Here is an 18,605-nt window from a genome sequence, read left to right as displayed (position 1 = left end):
AATAAATGCATGTAAGCAACAAAAGGGGGACATAAAATGAGAAATGGCGAAAAAATAATGGAAATTCTTTCGCAGAAGGGGTTGCCAGGAAAAAATCACAAAGAAGGTGGCATGACGCAAAGAGAGGTAAAAAAGGAACCAAAGGAGCGGACGAAATATCTAAGAGATATCTACTACGATACGTTGTCCACTTCCAATGTAGAATTTCCTTACTGGTATACGAGAAAATGGAATGAATTGGATGGAGAAATCTCCGTGATCCGGAGGGCGGAGGCATTGAAATGTGCCTTTTCCCACTTGACACCTACCATTTATCCTAAAGAAAAATTGGTGATGCAGAAAACAAACTACTATCGTGGTTCTTTCCCAATGCCTTGGCTTTCAGAGGGTTTCTTCGTAGCAAAGGAAGACGAACTATATCAAGAAGCTTTGAACAGAGGAAGTGCCAGTGCTGATGAGTTGAGTAAATTTGGTACTGGAGGAGGAAATGTTACCCAAAGCTTTGGTAAAGTTGTCTCCATCGCAGGGAAATTTGGTATGAGACAGGAAGAGATTCCTGTGCTGACGAAGCTTTCCAGAGAATGGGTAGGTAAATCGGTGGAAGACCTTGGACATAAATATGAGCAGATGGTGCCGAATTATCAAATTAAAGAAAATATCATGAAGACATTAATCTGTATGTTTGATTCTGGCTACACATTACCCCAGGGAAGAGAAGTCATTAACTATTATTATCCTTTGCAGTATGGTTTTGATCAGATCATAGAGATGGCGGAGGAATGTAAGCAAGCAGTGGCTGGAAATGCTGGAGGCGATGGCATTACTGGTATGGATCGACTGTATTTCTATGAAGCTGTGAAGCTTGTGGTGGAAGGGATGCAGAATTGGATATTGAACTATGCCAAGGAAGCAGAAAGACTATCAAAAGAAACGGAAGAAGATAAACAAAAGAAAGAATATGAAGAGATTGCCGACTGTCTGAAATGGATTGCCCATCATCAGCCTAGAACTTTTAGAGAAGCGCTGCAAATGATCTATACTTTACATATTGCTGTGCTGAATGAGGATGCCATTTCTGGACTATCCCCAGGAAGGGTAGGTCAGGTGCTATATCCTTGGTTTGAACAGGATATGGAGGCTGGTAAGATAACAGAAGAGGAAGTCTTAGAATTATTAGAGCTCTACCGTGTAAAAATGACTTGTATCGACTGTTTTGCTTCCACTGGGGTCGTAGGAGGTGTTCTTTCAGGAAATACCTTTAACAATCTGAGTTTAGGTGGTTTGACAAAGGAAGGAAACAGCGCTGCCAATCGATTGGAGATGTTGATTCTCGAAGCAGGTATGACATGTGAATCCACTCAGCCGACTTTATCCATTTTATACGATGAAAAGCTGCCAGAGGAATTCTTACTGAAGGGTATTGAGTGTAACAAAACAGGGGTAGGTTATCCAGCATGGATGAACAATCAGATCGGTGTTCAATTCCTCATGGGCCAATACGGTGAAGAGGGGATGGATTTAAAAGAAGCAAGGTCTATTGCTATTGGAGGCTGTCTTGAAACTTCTCCGTGCTGCTGGAAGGAATTGACCCTAAATGGCAAAACCTACAGTATACCAGGAGGGGCAGGACAGCCAACCAGTGTAGGGGTACACTTTATCGCCAATCCAAAAATACTGGAGTTGGTTTTAACCAATGGTTATGATCATAGAACGAACATTCAGGTGTATCCACCCCATAATAAGGCATTGAAATCCTATGAGGAGTTGTGGGAGACTTTCCAAGACTATTACCGCATTACTTGTGACTGTTTGGCAAAGACAAATAATATTCAGCACGACGTATGGCGTAAAAATAACATGTCTGTGATCAATTCCTTCATGAAGCCAGATTGTCTGGATAAGGGACTGCATATCGGCAACATGGGATATCGCTATAATGCTACCTACAATATTGAGAGCTGCGGAACAGCCAACATGGTGAACTCGCTGGCTGCCATCAAAAAGCTGGTCTATGAAGAAAAGAAATATACCTTAGAAGCCTTAAAAGAGGCTATGCTGAATAATTTTGGATTCCAAAATGCGGAGGAAACAGGCAGTTATTCCATGAAGGATCAAGTAAAATTAGAGGGAACGACAGCGTTTGACGACATATACAACGATTGTGTAAAGGCACCGAAATATGGGAATGATGATCCTTATGCAGACAGTATTTTAAAGGCGTATGAAGATTGGTTCTGCGAAATGACCCATGACTTTGAATCTCTCTTTGGAAAGAAGATGTATCCATGTCAGATTTCCGTATCTACCCATGGCGCCCAAGGAAGAGCAACCCTTGCTTCACCAGATGGACGTTTATCAGGTACTACTTATGCTGATGGTTCCGTATCGGCATATCCTGGAACCGATAAATATGGTCCATATGCCCTCTTCAACTCAGCTACCGTTTGGGATCATGCCAAGTCTCAGAACTCCCAAATGAATATGAAGATTCATCCAAGTGCAGTAGCTGGTTTTGAAGGTTCTCGAAAGCTATTGGATCTAACGAGGGCCTACTTGAGGAAGGGAGGCTTCCATATCCAGTACAACATCGTAGATTCTAAGGTGCTAAAGGATGCCCAACAAAAACCTGAGAACTACAGGGATCTAATGGTGAGGGTAGCAGGGTTTACCCAATACTGGTGTGAAATCGGAAGACCAATTCAGGATGAAGTAATCGCTAGAACGGAATACGAAGGGGTGTAGAATATGGAGAAGAAGAATCTGAAGCATGACGATTGCAGAAATTTTGCGGCGGTAGATGCTGCCAAAGGAATTTGTAGGAAGTCGAATACCATGATTTTTACGGATACGGAGACTTGTGAACAATTGGTGTCAATACCAAAGTGTAAAAACTGCAGCCATTTTATCGACGAGAACAAGGATCGAATTGGCACGTGTGCAGGTTTGGAGAAAAATAGCTGGACCTATGGAGAATTGTTGGCTGTAACCTGTGAGGGATATCATAGCAATAAATAATAGAAGAATGATAAAACGATGGGTGTTTGCCCATCGTTTTATGATTTTTTTCGGAACGACGAGGGCGTCGTTCCCTACAACAGAATAGTAGGGGCGAACAGTGTTCGCCAGATTTCTGGCATGACGGGTGATCAATGAACACCGCTGAAAAAGTCTAAGCTTTTGTCATTCTGAATGAAACGTAGTGAAATGAAGAATCTCTAAAGCCTTTAAATACTAGATTCTTCGCTGGGCTCAGAATGACAGGCTCGAGGACTTTCCTCTAATTGAAACTTTTTCAGTGACCTCCGATCAATGATCACCCTTACTATAGTATAGGTTATATATAATTCATCTTGAAAAAAGAGGATTTTCTATAGGATTTCGAGAAGTAAATCATAACAACAGGAGGCGATGGAATGGATGCAGAAATGAAGGGACTTTTATTTGACATTCAAGGATACTCTGTTCATGATGGACCCGGATGTAGAACGGTATGCTTTTTTAGTGGTTGTCCCTTATCGTGTCAGTGGTGTGCCAATCCAGAAAGTTGGTCGATGAAACAAAACCTCATGTTTGTAAGGAGTAAGTGTAAAAATCCTAAGGGATGCTTTCGCTGTGGAGTAGCTTGTCAGAAAGACGCTGTCCGTATGGATGAAGAAAAAGGACTGGTGTTTGATCGTGCCATTTGTGCTGCCTGCCATAGTTTCGAATGCGTTGAAGTCTGTTATCTAGAGGCTTTAAAAGTATGTGGACGATATTATACCTCAGAGGAATTAATGAAAATTTTCCAAAGGGACCGACAGTTCTGGGGAGTCCAGGGTGGGGTTACCTTTAGCGGTGGAGAACCCCTGGCTCAGAAGGATTTCTTGATAAGCTTGTTAAAATTGTGTAAGGATGCCTACATCCATACGGCAATAGAAACCACAGCCTATGGCCCAAAAGAGACTTTCCTGAAAGTAATGGCGTATATTGATTTTGCTTTCATAGATGTGAAACACATGGACCGAGATAAGCACAAAGAAAAAACAGGGGTATACAATGACACCATTTTGGAGAACATTAGGGCGTTGACAAAGGCAGATTGGCAGGGAAGACTTGTATTAAGAATGCCTGTAATCGAAGGATATAATGATGACAAGGGGCATATAGAAGAAATTGTTCGTTTCATGAAGGAAATAGGACTTATAGAAATCAATATTCTTCCCTTTCATCGAATGGGAGATTCTAAATGGAGACAAATGGGGAAAAACTATGCTTATACAGATGTAGAACCTACATCAATGGAAAAGCTTGAGTATATACAAGATACATTTTTAGATGCTGGCATCGCCTGCTATATCGGACATGAAACAGCTTTTTAAGGAAAAAAATAGATTTGCACCAAATATTACAATAAAATAATCTTTTCTATAATCACAAATTCTATGAAAAATCAGGTACAATAGATTTTGAGAGCTATAAAATAAACAAATGATCCAATGTATTTTTATAAAAAATACCATGGTCTACTTGAAGGGATTTCGCCATATATAATAAAATGATATTAGAAAGCCTTATGGTATGTCATGTACTCAAATATGATTAAAACTTCGAGAGGTGTTTGGTGTGGAACAGGTCTTAGAAATGATCTTAGATATAGGAATAAGGGATGTTATAGACATGGCCATCGTGGCCTATGTTTTCTATAAGCTATTCATGTTGATTCGAGAAACCAGAGCGGAGCAGCTCATTAAGGGAATTCTTGTGCTATTGATTGCAACCAGGCTCAGTCAGTGGGCACGACTTTACGTTACCAACTGGATATTGGATAAAACAATTACGTTAGGAATGATTGCCCTATTGATTGTATTTCAGCCAGAATTGCGAAGGGCGTTGGAGTATATTGGGAGAAGTAAATTTCTGACCAAATCCATCGTTGAGATTGCCGACGAAGAGTTAAATCAAAAGCTGAGTGAAATAGTAGAGGCCGCCGTATCCTTATCTAGGCAAAAAATAGGTGCATTGATTATATTTGAGCGGGAGACAGGAATTGGGGATGTTATAGAAACGGGAACCCCAATCAAGGGAGAAATATCCACGGGATTACTGATCAACATCTTTATTCCCAATACACCCCTTCATGATGGTGCCGTTGTCATTCGAGCAGACAAAATCATGGCAGCGGGCTGTGTGTTACCCTTAACAGAGAACCCGAACTTAAGTAAGGAACTGGGAACGAGACATCGGGCTGGTATTGGAATTACGGAACGCTCCGATGCGGTGGCTGTCATGGTCTCTGAGGAAACAGGAGCTATATCCGTAGCCATTGATGGAAAGCTCACAAGATTTTTAGATGGAAAGACCTTAAAGAGAATTCTAAAAAATGCTTATAAACCAGAAAATGAGAAGCCTTTATTTAATTGGAAATGGAGGCAGAAAAATGAATGATTTCATTAAGAATATTATAGAGAAAAGCAGGTTTTTCAGCAGAAATACAACGCCGAAAATCATATCAATCATTTTTGCCCTAGTGATGTGGCTTTATGTCATGGGTGAAGTAAATCCAGAAATGGTGAAGGAGTTTACCGGGGTAAAGGTGCAGCTGCTAAATGTGGAGACCTTACGGCAATCGGGATTGACGGTGATTGGCCAAGAGGACTTTACAGTGAACGTTAAGATTAACGGCAGAAGAAATGATGTGTATACGATTCGCCCCCAGGATATAACGATTAGTGCTGATCTAAGGGGCTTTGAAAAGGGAGTTAACAGCGTACCCCTGAAGGTGAATGCACCCGCCAGCATTAACTATGATATTTACCCAAACGAATTAAAAGTGAGTCTGGATGAAATTGTGAAGCGACAGAAGCCTGTGGAAATTATAACCACTGGCGTTCCTCCAGAAGGCTTTGATCCTGCCGAGGCAGAGGTAGCCTTGAAGGAAGTTATCGTAGAAGGACCAGAATCCTTCGTAAGAAAGGTAGAAAAGGTTATTGGGGAAGTGAATTTTGATAATAAGACCGATGATTTTACTGGAAAAGTACCACTAAAGGCTGTGGATGAGGATGGTAAGGCAGTCAATGGCGTCGAGGTAAAAACCAAATATGTAGACGTAAATTTACCTCTTTACAGTGTGAAGGAAGTTAAGATTGCTTTGGAGCTAGTAGGCAATACGATAGATGGATATGATGTTTCAAACATTTCAATAAAACCTGAGGTTGTGAGCATCAAAGGCCCCAGAGATTTGGTAAAAGGGATCAATGAGATAAAGACAAAGCCCGTCAACGTGGATGGATTGGTTGGGGCGGTGGAACGTCCGGTAGAGTTAATCCTTCCAACAGGCATATCCCTTTATCTATCGGATAAAACCCCTGTGGTGAGCATTGCTGTAGAAAAAATAGAAGTAAGGGAAATCTCATACGAAAAAGAGAGCATCCTTATTGACAATCTGGATGAGAAGTATAAAGCGACCTTTGAAGATGGGATTGAAAACATTACGGTAAGGGTAGAAGGGCCGGAAAGTGTGATCAATGGTCTTGACAAGAGCAATATTCAACTCCATATCAATGCAAAGGATATTGGTGAAGGAAGACATAGCGTAAGAGTCACACCGAAAACCGATAAAACATTCAAAAGTATTTCTGTGATTCCTGAAAAAATCGAGATAATGATCAAAATGGATAAAGATACAAATCAATAGATGACAAAAGAAATTAAAAAGTCTGGATGATATCCAGACTTTTTTAGAGAGGGAGAAGGGAACCAATGGAAAGAGAATTGGAAGTCATATTGGACTCAACCCATGATGCCATGATCGCCGTTGACAAAAGAGGGATTATTACCTTATTCAATCGTGCTGCCAAGCGATTAAACAAATTGGAAGGGGAAAAGATACTGGGTAAACATATTACCGATGTTGTTCCCAATACAAGATTGCCCTATATATTAGAAACAGGAGAATCGGAGCTGAATAAAAAGCAGGCTTTGGGAGATATCATCATCATTACCAATCGAATGCCTGTGAAGGATGACAATGGAGAGATTATCGGAGCAGTAGCAGTTTTCAGAGATATTTCAGAGGTTTTAGAGTTGGCAGAGCAGATCACGAATCTGAAGGAAATGCAAAGCATGCTCCAAGCAATTTTCCACTCTACTCAAGATGCCATATCCGTAGTGGACGATCAGGGAATTGGCGTGATGATCAATCCTGCCTATACAAAACTCACTGGGCTGCCTGAGAAAGATATTTTAGGGAAGCTGTGTACTGTAGATATTGCAGAAGGGGAGAGCATCCATCTCCAGGTGATCAAGACCAGAGAACCCATCAAGAATGCCCGTTTGAAGGTGGGACCTTGGCGAAAGGAAGTTGTGGCCGATGCAGCACCGATGATTGTAGACGGAGAACTTCGGGGAAGCGTAGCCGTACTCCACGATATAACAGAAATCAAAAGACTGACCAACGAACTGAACCAGGCTAAGCAGATTATAAGAAACCTGGAATCTAAGTATACCTTTGATGATATATTGGGAGAAGATGGGCAGATCAAGTCAGCCATCGAAAAGGCAAAAAAGGCAGCCATCACGCCGGCAACGGTCATTCTTAGAGGAGAGAGTGGTACCGGGAAAGAATTGTTTGCCCATGCCATCCACAGTGCCAGCAATCGGAAATACGGCCAGTTTGTCAGGGTAAATTGCGCAGCGATTAGTGAGAGCCTTCTAGAAAGCGAGCTTTTTGGATATGAGGAGGGTGCGTTTACCGGTGCCAGAAAGGGTGGTAAGTTAGGCCTCTTCGAACAGGCCAACGGTGGCACCATCTTCCTCGACGAAATCGGGGAAATCAGTCTGAATACGCAAGCAAAGCTTTTGAGAGTGTTGCAGGAAAAGGAGCTGGTAAGGGTTGGCGGAAGTAAGCCAGTGACCATCGATGTAAGGGTGATCGCTGCCACCAATCTGGACCTTGAAAAAGCAGTAAGGGATGGTAAGTTCCGGGAAGATTTGTATTATCGATTAAATGTAATTCCTATTTTGATCCCACCCCTGCGGTTCCGAAAGCAGGATATTGGCCTTTTGGTGGGGCGATTAATAAAAAAATACAATCAAGAATATGGCAGATTTGTACAGGATATCTCCCCAAAGGCCCTAGAGATCTTGATGAACTATGATTGGCCGGGGAATATACGGGAGCTAGAAAACTTTATTGGCCGCGCCATGATCAATATGAAGTTCAATGAGATCATGATCAGATCCAAGCATTTGCCCAGTTTTGAAATCAAGATGTATAGAAACCAGCCCAAGATTGAGACAGCTGAAAGAGGAGCCATGCTGGTGCATAGGAAACTACAGGAAGTTATCGATGAGGCTGAAGAGCGGCATATTCGAGAAGTGTTAAAGCAGAATGACAACAATAAAAATAAAACAGCTGCCCAATTGGGACTATCCATCCGGAATCTATATTATAAATTAAAAAAGTATGACATCGAAGAATAGTCGATGAAAATTATTGCAAAATCTTGCACATCAAAACAGGTGTGCAATTTTTTGCGTGCAAAATCTTGCAATAGTTCTTTTAGAAAATAAAATAGAATTTTGAAAAAAGGGGCAAAATTTTTGTTGAAAGAAAACGAAATTGGTTAAAATCAATAGATAAAAATGATGAAGAAATGAAAAACGACAATTGAAGGAATTTGGCATGCAAGTTGCATATTAAGAGTTCGGTAAATCTAATGCGGGGTGATCAGACAAATGTTAAGAGAGTATGTTTTGGTGATTAATCCAGGTTCAACATCCACGAAAGTTGCCATCTTCAAAGGGGAAGAAAACGTTATCCAGAAGAATTTAAGCCATTTCCCAGAGGAACTGGAAAAGTTCGAAAAGATTACAGATCAATATGAATATCGTAGAAATATTATCCTTCAATGGATGAAGGATGAAGGATATGAAACAGCACAATTAAAAGCTGTGGTGGGCAGAGGCGGACTTTTAAAGCCAATGCCAAGTGGTACTTATGTGGTGACGGATGCCCTGATCGAAGATTTAAAGATTGGTGTTCAAGGAGAGCACGCGTCAAATTTGGGCGGTATCATTGCCAAGAGTATCGCATACTTAGAAGGTATTGAAGCGTATATTGTAGATCCAGTAGCAGTAGATGAATTTGATGACGTGGCAAGAATTTCTGGAATGCCTGAAATCAAAAGACGTTCACTGGTGCATGCTTTAAATATAAAGGCTGTGGCCTACAGGGTAGCAAAAGAAATGAACAAGGATGTAAATGATTTAAATATGGTAATGGCTCATTTGGGCGGAGGCATTTCTATTGTACCTTTAAGAAAAGGAAAGATGGTAGATGCGAATAATGCCAATGAAATGGGACCATTTTCTCCAGAGAGAACAGGAAGCCTTCCTGTTGGTGATTTGGCAAAGCTATGCTTCTCAGGAAAATATACTTTGGCAGAGATAAAGAAAAAGATCAGTGGAAAAGGTGGTCTTGTAGCTTATCTAGGTACCAATGATGCAAGGGACGTAGAAAAGATGATCGCCGATGGAAATGAAAAAGCAAAGCTGATCTATGATGCTATGGGCTATCAGATCGCCAAGGAAATTGGTGCGATGGCTACCGTATTAGAAGGAAAGGTAGATGCAGTCGTGTTGACGGGGGGAATCGCCTACTCGAAAATGCTGACTTCCTATATAACAGAGAGAGTATCCTTCATTGCGCCAGTGATCATTCAGCCAGGAGAAGATGAGATGATCGCTCTAAATGAAGGTGTGAATAGAGTCTTTAGTGGGCAAGATAAAGCCAAAATCTATGAGCAAGAGGTGAAATAAATGATTAAACATTTTGATGATATATTAAAATATGCCAAGGAAAGAGGTCCCAAGACCTTGGCGGTGGCAGTAGCTCAAGATCTAGAGGTGCTGTTGGCAGTGAACGAAGCAAAGACCATGGGAATTGCCGATGCCATTTTGGTAGGAGATCAGGAAAAGATTGAAGAGATTGCAGCTAAGAACTTTATCAAGATTGAACAGTATGAAATCATTGATATCAAGGATACCAATGAGGCTTCCAGAAAAGCTGTGGAGTTGGTTTCAACGGGAAGGGCCCACATGGTCATGAAGGGATTGGTGGATACATCCGTTATATTGAAGGCTGTTCTAGATCCCGAAATCGGCTTGAGAACAGGAAATGTACTTAGCCATACAGCCGTATTCGATGTGCCAGGCTATGATCGATTGATCCTCGTAACCGATGCGGCCATGAATATCACACCAGATCTAAAAGCGAAAAAGCAGATCATTGAAAATGCCGTACAAGTTGCCCATGCCTTAGATATCGACGAGCCAAAGGTGGCTGTTGTCTGTGCCAAAGAAAAAGTAGATCCAAAGATGCCTGCTACGGTAGATGCAGGACAGCTGGAAGAGATGAATAAAAATGGCGAAATTTCAGGATGTATTGTTGGCGGACCTTTCGGATTAGACAACGCAGTTTCAGAAGAAGCCGCTGCCCATAAAGGAATTAGCCATCCAGTAGCTGGAAAGGCAGACATTCTGTTGGTACCAAATATCGAAGCAGGAAACGTACTGTACAAGTCTATGGTGTTCTTCGCCAATACAAAGAATGCTGGTGTTATCGTTGGGGCAAAGGCTCCTATTGTATTGACATCCAGAGCAGACAGTGACATCGCAAAATTAAACTCAATCGCATTAGCTGTACTCATGGCAGCAAAGGCTGGAAAATAAGAAAGTGAGGAATAACCCAATGTCAGAAGTATATAGAATTCTTACCATCAATCCAGGATCAACATCTACAAAAATAGCGATTTTTGATAATGAAAAGCCAGTATTGGAAACAACCTTAAGACACCCAGCAGAAGAAATCAACAAGTTCGATAAAATATTTGATCAATATGAGTTTAGAAAGAATGTTATTCTTGAAACTTTGAATGAAAATGGCATTAATTTGACAAAACTAAGTGCTGTAGTTGGAAGAGGCGGGCTTTTGAAGCCAATTCAGGGTGGTACTTATAAGGTAACAGAAAACATGTTAGAGGATTTAAAGGTAGGCGTGCTAGGAGAGCATGCTTCGAACTTGGGTGGTATTATTGCCAATGAAATCGCAAAGCAATTAAATATTCCAGCCTTCATCGTTGACCCAGTGGTGGTGGATGAGATGGATGATGTGGCTAGAATTTCAGGAATGCCGGAACTAGCAAGAAAAAGCATTTTCCATGCATTGAACCAAAAGGCTGTGGCAAGAAGAGCAGCCAAGGAAATGGGCAAAAGCTATCATGAAGTAAATGTTATCGTAGCCCATTTAGGTGGTGGAATCTCCGTAGGTGCCCATCAAGAAGGTAGGGTAATCGATGTAAACAATGCATTGGATGGAGAAGGTCCATTCTCACCAGAGAGAACAGGGGGACTTCCAGTAGGTGATTTAGCAAAAATGTGTTTCTCTGGCAAGTATACATTAGATGATATCAAGAAAAAGATCAAAGGTAATGGCGGATTGGTTGCCTACTTAGGAACCAACGATGCGAGAGAAGTTGGAAAAATGATAGAAGAAGGCAATAAGGAAGCTGAGTTGGTTTACCAAGCCATGGCTTACCAAGTGGCCAAGGAAATTGGCAGCTGCGCTGCTGTACTAAGCGGTAAAGTGGATGCCATTGTGATTACAGGTGGTATTGCTTATGATAAGGACTTTGTAAAATGGATCAAAGACAGAGTAGAATTCATCTCACAAGTCATTGTATATCCAGGAGAAGATGAGATGATCGCCTTAGCAGAAGGTGGATTAAGGGTGTTAAGAGGCGAAGAAGAAGCACGGATCTACGCGTAAAGCAGTTGACGGTTAACGGTTCACAGTTGACCGTTGTTAGGGTAGGTGTATAAGGTGAAAATGAGGGTTTTAGAAGTTAACCGATAACTGGCAACCGACAACTGACAACCATACCAAAGGGTGATATAGATGTTAGATGACAAACGAATCCGAATCATCATTGGCCATTATGGCAGTGGCAAGACTGAATTTGCTGTAAACTATGCAGTGAAGCTGGCTCAGCTAGGAAAGAAAGTGGCCATGGCTGATTTAGATATTGTAAATCCTTACTTTCGAAGTAGGGAAAGACAGAGTATGTTAGAGAAATATGGTATTCACTTTATAGGAAGTGCGATTGATAGATCCATGGGATCTGATTTACCTGCCATCGCATCTTCCGTTTTAGGACCGCTGCAGGATGAATCCTACCAGGTAGTATTGGATGTAGGCGGAGATTCTATGGGGGCTAGAGCCCTAGGCAGGTACCATAGCTATTTTAAACCAGGGAACTACGACATGTTCTGTGTTTTAAATGCCAATCGGCCAGAAACCCAGGACGTGGAGGGTGCTATACAGCATTTAAGATCCATTGAAAGCGTTGCAAGAGCCCCTGTTACAGGGTTAATCAACAACACCCACTTGCTAAGAGAGACAACAGTTGAAGAGGTGTTGAAGGGACAGGAACTTGTAAGAAAGGTTTCAGAACAACTGAATATACCAATTCGATACGTGAGTACGCTGGAAGAGGTTGCCCGACACCTTCCATCTGAGATTGAGGGAGAGATCTTCCCCATCAAGATGTTTATGCGTGAGGATTGGATGTAGGAAAGAAATGAGGCCCTATAACAGGTGACTGCCCCTCGAACCTGGGGGATTATAGTAAAAGTGTGAAAGAGAAAAGTGTAGTAAATCTACAAGGAGGGTTGAACACTATGGCAAAAGCTAGAGGTAAAGTTGCATTTAATGAAGATCTATGTAAAGGTTGCGAATTGTGTACAACAGTTTGTCCCGTAAACATTATTGAAATGGATAGAACAAGAATAAACATCAAAGGATATCATCCAGCGACAGTGAAGGAAATGGACAAATGTATTGGATGTGGAAACTGTGCCACAATCTGTCCAGACGTGGTTATTTCTGTAGAAAGAGAAATGGAGAAATAGGGAGGGAAACGATATGGCGAAGATATTAATGAAAGGTAACGAAGCAATTGGTGCAGCAGCAATCAAAGCTGGATGTAAATATTTCTTCGGTTATCCTATAACACCACAAAATGAGTTGCCAGAATTCATGTCAAGAGAGCTACACAAAGTGGGTGGATGTTTTGTGCAGGCGGAAAGTGAAGTTTCTGCCATCAATATGGTATATGGTGCCGCAGGTGCTGGTGCAAGAGTAATGACCTCTTCATCTTCTCCAGGAATTGCATTAAAGCAAGAAGGGATCTCCTATATTGCAGGGGCTGAACTTCCTTGTGTTATTGTAAATATCTCTAGAGGGGGTCCAGGACTTGGTGGAATTCAGCCATCTCAAGCTGACTATTTCCAATCTACAAGAGGTGGCGGTAACGGAGACTACAGACTATTGGTTTTTGCTCCAGCTACCCTTCAAGAAGCTGTAGATTGTACGATGGAAGCTTTTGATCTTGCTGACTACTATAGAAATCCTGTTATGGTCATAGGAGATGGTATGATCGGCCAGATGATGGAGCCAATCGAATTCAATGAGCCTAAAAAGAGAGAGCTTCCAGAAAAGGATTGGGCGACGACAGGAACGAAGGGTGCAAGAAAGCCTAACATCATTAACTCCTTAGCCTTAGATCCAGCTGAATTGGAAAAGCACAATATTAAGCTAAAAGCAAAATATAATGCCATGGAAGAAAATGAAGTAAGATATGAAGCTTATAATATGGAAAATGCTGAAGTAATCATGGTCGCTTACGGTACGACTTCAAGAATCGTAAAGAATGCCATTGCAGCATTAAAGGAAGAGGGCATCAATGTGGGGCTAATCAGACCAATCACATTATGGCCGTTCCCGTTGAAAGCATTTGAAGAAATTCCAGCAACTGCAAAAGCATTCCTTTCCGTTGAGATGAGCATGGGGCAAATGATCGATGACGTGAAAATTGCCAGCAATGGTAGATTGCCTGTTCACTTCTACGGCAGAAGTGGTGGTATGATTCCAACGCCAGATGCCATTGCAAATAAAGTAAAAGAAATCTTAGGGGGTGCAAGATAATGGCAGTAGTATTCCAAAGAACAAATGGCTTGACTGAAAAACCTTTCCACTATTGTCCGGGATGTACCCATGGTGTAATCCATAGATTAGTCGGTGAGGTATTAGAAGAACTAGGCGTATTGGGAGATGCCATCGGGGTTGCTCCTGTTGGATGTTCTGTACTTGCATATGATTACTTTAATTGTGATATGCACGAAGCAGCCCATGGTCGTGCACCTGCTGTAGCAACGGGAATCAAAAGAGTACATCCAGATAAAGTAGTATTCACATATCAAGGTGACGGAGACTTAGCTTCCATCGGTACAGCTGAAATCATCCATGTGGCCCACAGAGGAGAAAAGATTACAACGATCTTCGTGAACAATGCCATTTATGGTATGACTGGAGGACAAATGGCGCCGACTACATTGATTGGACAAAAAGCCACCACTTCTCCATATGGTAGAGATGCTGCTCATTCAGGAATGCCTCTAAGAGTATCTGAAATGATGGCGACCATCACAGGTGCTGTGTATGTAGAGAGAGTGTCTGTAGATACGCCTGCAAATATCAGAAAAACAAAGAAAGCGATTAAAAAGGCATTCGAAGTACAGTTAGAAGGAAAAGGTTTTGGAATCGTTGAAGTTCTTTCAACTTGTCCAACAAACTGGGGATTAACGCCAACGGAATCTCTAACTTGGTTACAAGAGAACATGATGCCATACTATCCATTAGGAAATTTCCGTACACCAGAGGAGGCGAAGTAATATGGCAACACAACAAGTAATCTGTGCTGGATTTGGTGGTCAGGGCGTTATGTCCATGGGACAGCTTCTTACGTACGCAGGTATGATCGAAGGTAAGAATGTATCATGGCTTCCATCCTACGGACCAGAAATGCGTGGTGGTACCGCAAACTGTAGCGTAGTTGTATCTGATAAGCCAGTAGGATCTCCCATCATTACAGATGCAACCACTGCCATCGTAATGAATTTACCTTCCTTGATCAAGTTTGAAAAAGATCTTGTGAAAGACGGAATATTGTTAATCAACAGCTCATTGATTGAGAAGAAGCCTTCTAGAGATGATGTGAAAGCATACTTCGTACCGGCTAATGAAATCGCCAACGACTTAGGAAATGCCAAAGTAGCCAACATGGTAATGCTAGGTGCATTCCTTGAGTTAACAAAAACTGTAGAAGTAGATTCTATCATTGCAGCTTTAAAGAAGGTTTTCGGACCATCCAAGGAGCATTTGATTCCGATGAATAAGGATGCCCTTGAAAAAGGTGCAGCAGCGGTTAGAGCATAATTCAATAGATTTTACAGATGACGCGTAGCAATACGCGTCATTGTTTTTCGCTAGGAATTGTTGAATTGTTGAAATCCTATGTGGATAGTTACAAAACTCAATACAAATATTAGTGAATGTAGGGGTGGTCGCCCCTGTCCACCCGTCAACGTTTTAGACTATAAAAACGGACGGACAGAGGCGTCCGTCCCTACAGAAAATTAATAATCTGCCAATAGAACTTTTGCTGAAAGCGAATAAATGGTGTTTTGACTATAACTGGAGTGGTTTACATAATCTGATCATTTACTTCGATACCTAGAGAGGGTATAATCTCCTTTGAGGAAGGTGTTACTGTAGAATCCATAGAAAAGGAGATGAATAGATGAAAAGATTTTATAAAGGTCTAACAGCACTATTGATCGCTGTAGTGGCATTAAGCCCGACAGGTGCAGCTTTTGCTGAGAACAATGACTATGCAAATCACTGGGCTGCAGAGAAAATTAATAGCTGGAAAGAAAAGGGATTGATCAGAGGTTACGAGGATGGCAGCATCAAGCCAGATAACCAAATCACAAGGGCAGAATTCGTTACTTTGGTGAACAATGCGTTGGCGACAACAGTTACAGATGAGGTTTATGGAGATGAATCAGCGACTGTGACAGAAAATACAGAAAATGCAACAGTTACAGAAGCTGTATACTTTGAGGATGTGAAAGAAACAGATTGGTTCTTTAATGACATCAAGAAGGCAAAGGCTGCGGGATATATCAGTGGATATGAAGACCAAACAATGAGACCGAACAACCCAATCAGTAGACAAGAAGCAGCAATCATCCTAGCAAATATTCTAGAATTAGATACAGAGAATAACAACAGCGGTATTGACAGATTTATAGATAAAGCAAGTATTCCAGCATGGAGTAAAGGCGCGGTGGGTGCAGTAGCAGCAGCTGGATACATGAATGGTTATCCAGATGGCAGCTTTATGCCAACAAAATCCATTACCCGTGCCGAAACTCTAGTGGTATTGAACAATCTGTTGAAAGAAGAGGACGTTGAAGAAGATAAAGTCGCTCCTGTCATCGAAGGGGTTGAGGATCAGGGAGTGTACGAAGAAGCAGTTACGCCTAACTCAGATGATCAAGATATCGATAAGGTAGAATTGACAAAAGATGGAGAAGCTGTTGAAGGATATGCACTAGGTACAGAAATCAATACAAATGGAGAATATGTATTGACAGTAGTTGATAAGGCAGGAAATACAACAGTGTTGAACTTTACAATCAATATAGCAGCATCAGAGCAAGAGGGTGTAGAGCCTACTGAAGAGACTACAGATCAAGAAGGTGTAGAACCTACTGAAGAAATTACAGATCAAGAAAATACAGAGCCTACAGAACAAGCAAATCTAGAAGAGACAGCAGAAGCACCGGATACAAACCAAGCTCAATAAAAAAATGACGCGTTTAACGCGTCATTTTTTTATTGAGTTTTTTGTATCTTGTATATAGTTTAAAATTTTCAAAAAATATTATTTATACTGTTGACATGCATCAATATGAATAGTAAAATAAATTTTAATATTCGAAAAATAGATACACTAAAGTAATGACGGAGAGAAAAATACCATTCTTTAGACTACAGAGAGTCAATGGTGCTGAGAATTGGCGTCGAAAGGGTATAGAATACTCACTCCCGAACTGCTGCGTCGAAAGGTATGCCGAGTAGACGAAGCCGGAATGTTGTCTCCGACAGCAAGGCCACCGTTATAGGGCTAAGGTTAGAAGGATGCTTCTAACCTAAAGAGGCAATTCATGCGAATGGATTGTAAATTAGGGTGGTAACGCGAAGATATCCCTCGTCCCTAGAGTACAAAAGAGTGTGCTCTGGAGATGAGGGATTTTTTATTTTCTGTTAGCCTATCTTGCTAAGAAGTATACAAGAATCATCGTACCATAGGTGGCAGGCAGGATATAGGTGTAATTTTTATACAAATCCTTCATCTTTACCTCAAAGAACTCTAAGGTTAACACCTGACAAAGATGGATGGGCGATATGTAGTAGAACATAAAGGATGTGGTATAAACAAACATGGCATAGAGCAATTTTGTATGGGCGTCAGGGGCCAGCGGTAAGATCATGGGAAACAAAATTGCGATTCCCGGCTGGGTAGAACCCAATGGAAATGAAATGGCAGCACAGGCGATAAAGATAATCAGCTCCACAGGTATTCCTTTTGCCAATAGACTGTTCAAGTAGGTATAGATGCCATCCAAATCATTTACGACATTCTTAAAGATCATGATACCCAGGATGACAACGACCATAGAAGGCTTGATCCCTTTATAGAGGGTCAACCACAGGCTTTCTTCTACATGGTATTTTGGATTTGTCCTCTCATCAAGAAGATGGATACCGATACTCAGTAGGATGCCAAACACTAGGGAAACATGGAAAGAGAGTTGAAAGGCAACCACACCCAGAAGGCTGACGAGAATCGGAGAACTATAATAGAAAAATAGCAGAACAGATTTGAAGTAATCTCGCCAGGCCATGGCTTCAATCTTGGGTTCAGGACTACCTTTCAAATACAAAAGATATCCTGCCACATACATGACCACAGCCATGGGGAATTGAAGCTTTATAAAATCCCATACACTGAAGCCTCCCAATTGGGTAGCCAACAGGATGGTGGTGGACAGCGGGAATACAAAATACAAAGCGTGCCTGAAAATTAGGTTGATAGAGGCCATCTTATCACCAGGCAGCTCCAGGCGTTTGCCAAGGCTTCCTACCACTGGACACGACATCAGGGCACCACCTGTAACCAACAATGTGCCGATGATAGCTGGAGCTAACAGTATTGTAGCTTTTGCACTCCCAAGCATTCGCTCTAATATTTCAATCATTCTATCCAGCAGTAAGTATTTTTCCATCAGATGCCCCAATATGGTAATGAAAGCGATGGTAAGGGCAAGGGTGAGTGTGGCATACTCACTGAAGGTACGAAAAATCAATTGGACGAGATAGTGAAAATCTTTACCATTCAAAAGTGCTAAAAGTACAGCGCCAATGGCTAAGGATAAACCCATATTTATTTTCCTGCTGACGAGAAAGAGGGTAAGCCCCATGGACAGGAGCATGGTTAGTACGATCATTGCATCACCTTTTCCTTTTAAAGTATTATTCGTATCTTTATCATAGCGTAAACCAGAGAAAAGTTGAAGTGTATTTTGACAGACAAATAAACATCATTTTCTTACCATTTACACATAAATTTATACCAGTGGAACATAAAAGCTTTTTCATT

The 18,605-nt window shown here is 41.4% G+C and carries 16 protein-coding genes and 1 other annotated feature; of the genes, 15 read left to right on the top strand and 1 reads right to left on the bottom strand.

What is annotated here, in order from left to right; translation table 11 throughout:
- The first annotated feature begins 36 nt into the window (after positions 1–36).
- From hpdB to HNQ80_RS05875, 15 genes are all read left to right on the top strand, one after another.
- On the top strand, positions 37–2,742 hold the full coding sequence (hpdB, locus tag HNQ80_RS05945) for a 4-hydroxyphenylacetate decarboxylase large subunit (RefSeq protein ID WP_184309143.1): 2,706 nt from the start codon (positions 37–39) through the stop codon (positions 2,740–2,742).
- A gap of 3 nt (positions 2,743–2,745) precedes the next feature.
- Positions 2,746–3,015, top strand: coding sequence for a 4-hydroxyphenylacetate decarboxylase small subunit (hpdC, locus tag HNQ80_RS05940; protein ID WP_184309141.1), 270 nt, complete (start codon positions 2,746–2,748; stop codon positions 3,013–3,015).
- Positions 3,016–3,413: 398 nt separating this feature from the next.
- Positions 3,414–4,358, top strand: coding sequence for a 4-hydroxyphenylacetate decarboxylase activase (gene hpdA / locus HNQ80_RS05935; protein WP_184309139.1), 945 nt, complete (start codon positions 3,414–3,416; stop codon positions 4,356–4,358).
- Positions 4,359–4,620: 262 nt separating this feature from the next.
- The gene (cdaA, locus tag HNQ80_RS05930; RefSeq protein ID WP_184309206.1) at positions 4,621–5,424 is read left to right on the top strand and encodes a diadenylate cyclase CdaA; all 804 of its coding nucleotides are present in this window, start codon (positions 4,621–4,623) and stop codon (positions 5,422–5,424) included.
- Positions 5,417–6,673, top strand: a complete 1,257-nt coding sequence (locus HNQ80_RS05925) for a CdaR family protein (RefSeq protein ID WP_184309137.1) — start codon at positions 5,417–5,419, stop codon at positions 6,671–6,673. Before cdaA ends, HNQ80_RS05925 begins: the two co-directional genes overlap by 8 nt.
- 65 nt (positions 6,674–6,738) lie before the next feature.
- Complete coding sequence (locus HNQ80_RS05920) at positions 6,739–8,460, top strand: sigma-54 interaction domain-containing protein (RefSeq protein ID WP_184309135.1); 1,722 nt, start codon at positions 6,739–6,741, stop codon at positions 8,458–8,460.
- 255 nt (positions 8,461–8,715) lie between these two features.
- Positions 8,716–9,798: a butyrate kinase gene (buk, locus tag HNQ80_RS05915; RefSeq protein ID WP_184309133.1), complete on the top strand. Its 1,083-nt coding sequence runs from the start codon at positions 8,716–8,718 to the stop codon at positions 9,796–9,798.
- Positions 9,799–10,710, top strand: coding sequence for a phosphate butyryltransferase (gene ptb, locus HNQ80_RS05910; protein WP_184309131.1), 912 nt, complete (start codon positions 9,799–9,801; stop codon positions 10,708–10,710).
- 19 nt (positions 10,711–10,729) lie between these two features.
- Positions 10,730–11,806 (top strand): butyrate kinase, encoded by a 1,077-nt coding sequence (buk, locus tag HNQ80_RS05905; protein ID WP_184309129.1) that lies wholly within the window; start codon positions 10,730–10,732, stop codon positions 11,804–11,806.
- Positions 11,807–11,935: 129 nt separating this feature from the next.
- Complete coding sequence (locus tag HNQ80_RS05900) at positions 11,936–12,610, top strand: nucleotide-binding protein (protein WP_184309127.1); 675 nt, start codon at positions 11,936–11,938, stop codon at positions 12,608–12,610.
- 17 nt (positions 12,611–12,627) lie between these two features.
- Entirely contained in the window at positions 12,628–12,948 is a 321-nt protein-coding gene (locus tag HNQ80_RS05895) for a 4Fe-4S dicluster domain-containing protein (protein WP_330602770.1), read from the top strand.
- A 13-nt stretch (positions 12,949–12,961) separates the two neighbouring features.
- The gene (locus HNQ80_RS05890; RefSeq protein WP_184309123.1) at positions 12,962–14,023 is read left to right on the top strand and encodes a 3-methyl-2-oxobutanoate dehydrogenase subunit VorB; all 1,062 of its coding nucleotides are present in this window, start codon (positions 12,962–12,964) and stop codon (positions 14,021–14,023) included.
- Positions 14,023–14,769: a thiamine pyrophosphate-dependent enzyme gene (locus HNQ80_RS05885; RefSeq protein WP_184309121.1), complete on the top strand. Its 747-nt coding sequence runs from the start codon at positions 14,023–14,025 to the stop codon at positions 14,767–14,769. The genes HNQ80_RS05890 and HNQ80_RS05885 overlap by 1 nt, the downstream gene beginning before the upstream one ends.
- Position 14,770: 1 nt before the next feature.
- Complete coding sequence (locus HNQ80_RS05880) at positions 14,771–15,313, top strand: 2-oxoacid:acceptor oxidoreductase family protein (RefSeq protein WP_184309118.1); 543 nt, start codon at positions 14,771–14,773, stop codon at positions 15,311–15,313.
- Positions 15,314–15,677: 364 nt separating this feature from the next.
- Positions 15,678–16,748 carry an S-layer homology domain-containing protein gene (locus tag HNQ80_RS05875; RefSeq protein ID WP_184309116.1) on the top strand — a complete coding sequence of 357 codons (1,071 nt, stop codon included), beginning with the start codon at positions 15,678–15,680 and terminating at the stop codon, positions 16,746–16,748.
- Between the two features lie 146 nt (positions 16,749–16,894).
- Positions 16,895–17,164 (top strand) — a binding site (T-box leader).
- A gap of 50 nt (positions 17,165–17,214) precedes the next feature.
- Here the strand turns inward: HNQ80_RS05875 and HNQ80_RS05870 are convergent.
- The gene (locus HNQ80_RS05870; RefSeq protein ID WP_184309114.1) at positions 17,215–18,453 is read right to left on the bottom strand and encodes a DUF401 family protein; all 1,239 of its coding nucleotides are present in this window, start codon (positions 18,451–18,453) and stop codon (positions 17,215–17,217) included.
- Positions 18,454–18,605: the final 152 nt, after the last annotated feature.

Origin of the sequence: Anaerosolibacter carboniphilus (assembly GCF_014205875.1) — a bacterium.
In the GTDB taxonomy this organism is placed as follows: domain Bacteria; phylum Bacillota; class Clostridia; order Peptostreptococcales; family Thermotaleaceae; genus Anaerosolibacter; species Anaerosolibacter carboniphilus.
This window is presented reverse-complemented; position numbering and strand designations above follow the sequence as displayed.

What these genes read in the sequence shown, in the direction of transcription:
- ptb (WP_184309131.1), top strand. Translation starts at nt 9,799, where the DNA reads ATGATTAAACATTTTGATGATATATTAAAATATGCCAAGGAAAGAGGT.
- buk (WP_184309133.1), top strand. Translation starts at nt 8,716, where the DNA reads ATGTTAAGAGAGTATGTTTTGGTGATTAATCCAGGTTCAACATCCACG.
- HNQ80_RS05885 (WP_184309121.1), top strand. Translation starts at nt 14,023, where the DNA reads ATGGCAGTAGTATTCCAAAGAACAAATGGCTTGACTGAAAAACCTTTC.
- cdaA (WP_184309206.1), top strand. Translation starts at nt 4,621, where the DNA reads ATGATCTTAGATATAGGAATAAGGGATGTTATAGACATGGCCATCGTG.
- HNQ80_RS05875 (WP_184309116.1), top strand. Translation starts at nt 15,678, where the DNA reads ATGAAAAGATTTTATAAAGGTCTAACAGCACTATTGATCGCTGTAGTG.
- hpdA (WP_184309139.1), top strand. Translation starts at nt 3,414, where the DNA reads ATGGATGCAGAAATGAAGGGACTTTTATTTGACATTCAAGGATACTCT.
- buk (WP_184309129.1), top strand. Translation starts at nt 10,730, where the DNA reads ATGTCAGAAGTATATAGAATTCTTACCATCAATCCAGGATCAACATCT.
- HNQ80_RS05900 (WP_184309127.1), top strand. Translation starts at nt 11,936, where the DNA reads ATGTTAGATGACAAACGAATCCGAATCATCATTGGCCATTATGGCAGT.
- HNQ80_RS05920 (WP_184309135.1), top strand. Translation starts at nt 6,739, where the DNA reads ATGGAAAGAGAATTGGAAGTCATATTGGACTCAACCCATGATGCCATG.
- HNQ80_RS05870 (WP_184309114.1), bottom strand. Translation starts at nt 18,453, where the DNA reads ATGATCGTACTAACCATGCTCCTGTCCATGGGGCTTACCCTCTTTCTC.
- HNQ80_RS05925 (WP_184309137.1), top strand. Translation starts at nt 5,417, where the DNA reads ATGAATGATTTCATTAAGAATATTATAGAGAAAAGCAGGTTTTTCAGC.
- HNQ80_RS05880 (WP_184309118.1), top strand. Translation starts at nt 14,771, where the DNA reads ATGGCAACACAACAAGTAATCTGTGCTGGATTTGGTGGTCAGGGCGTT.
- HNQ80_RS05890 (WP_184309123.1), top strand. Translation starts at nt 12,962, where the DNA reads ATGGCGAAGATATTAATGAAAGGTAACGAAGCAATTGGTGCAGCAGCA.
- hpdB (WP_184309143.1), top strand. Translation starts at nt 37, where the DNA reads ATGAGAAATGGCGAAAAAATAATGGAAATTCTTTCGCAGAAGGGGTTG.
- hpdC (WP_184309141.1), top strand. Translation starts at nt 2,746, where the DNA reads ATGGAGAAGAAGAATCTGAAGCATGACGATTGCAGAAATTTTGCGGCG.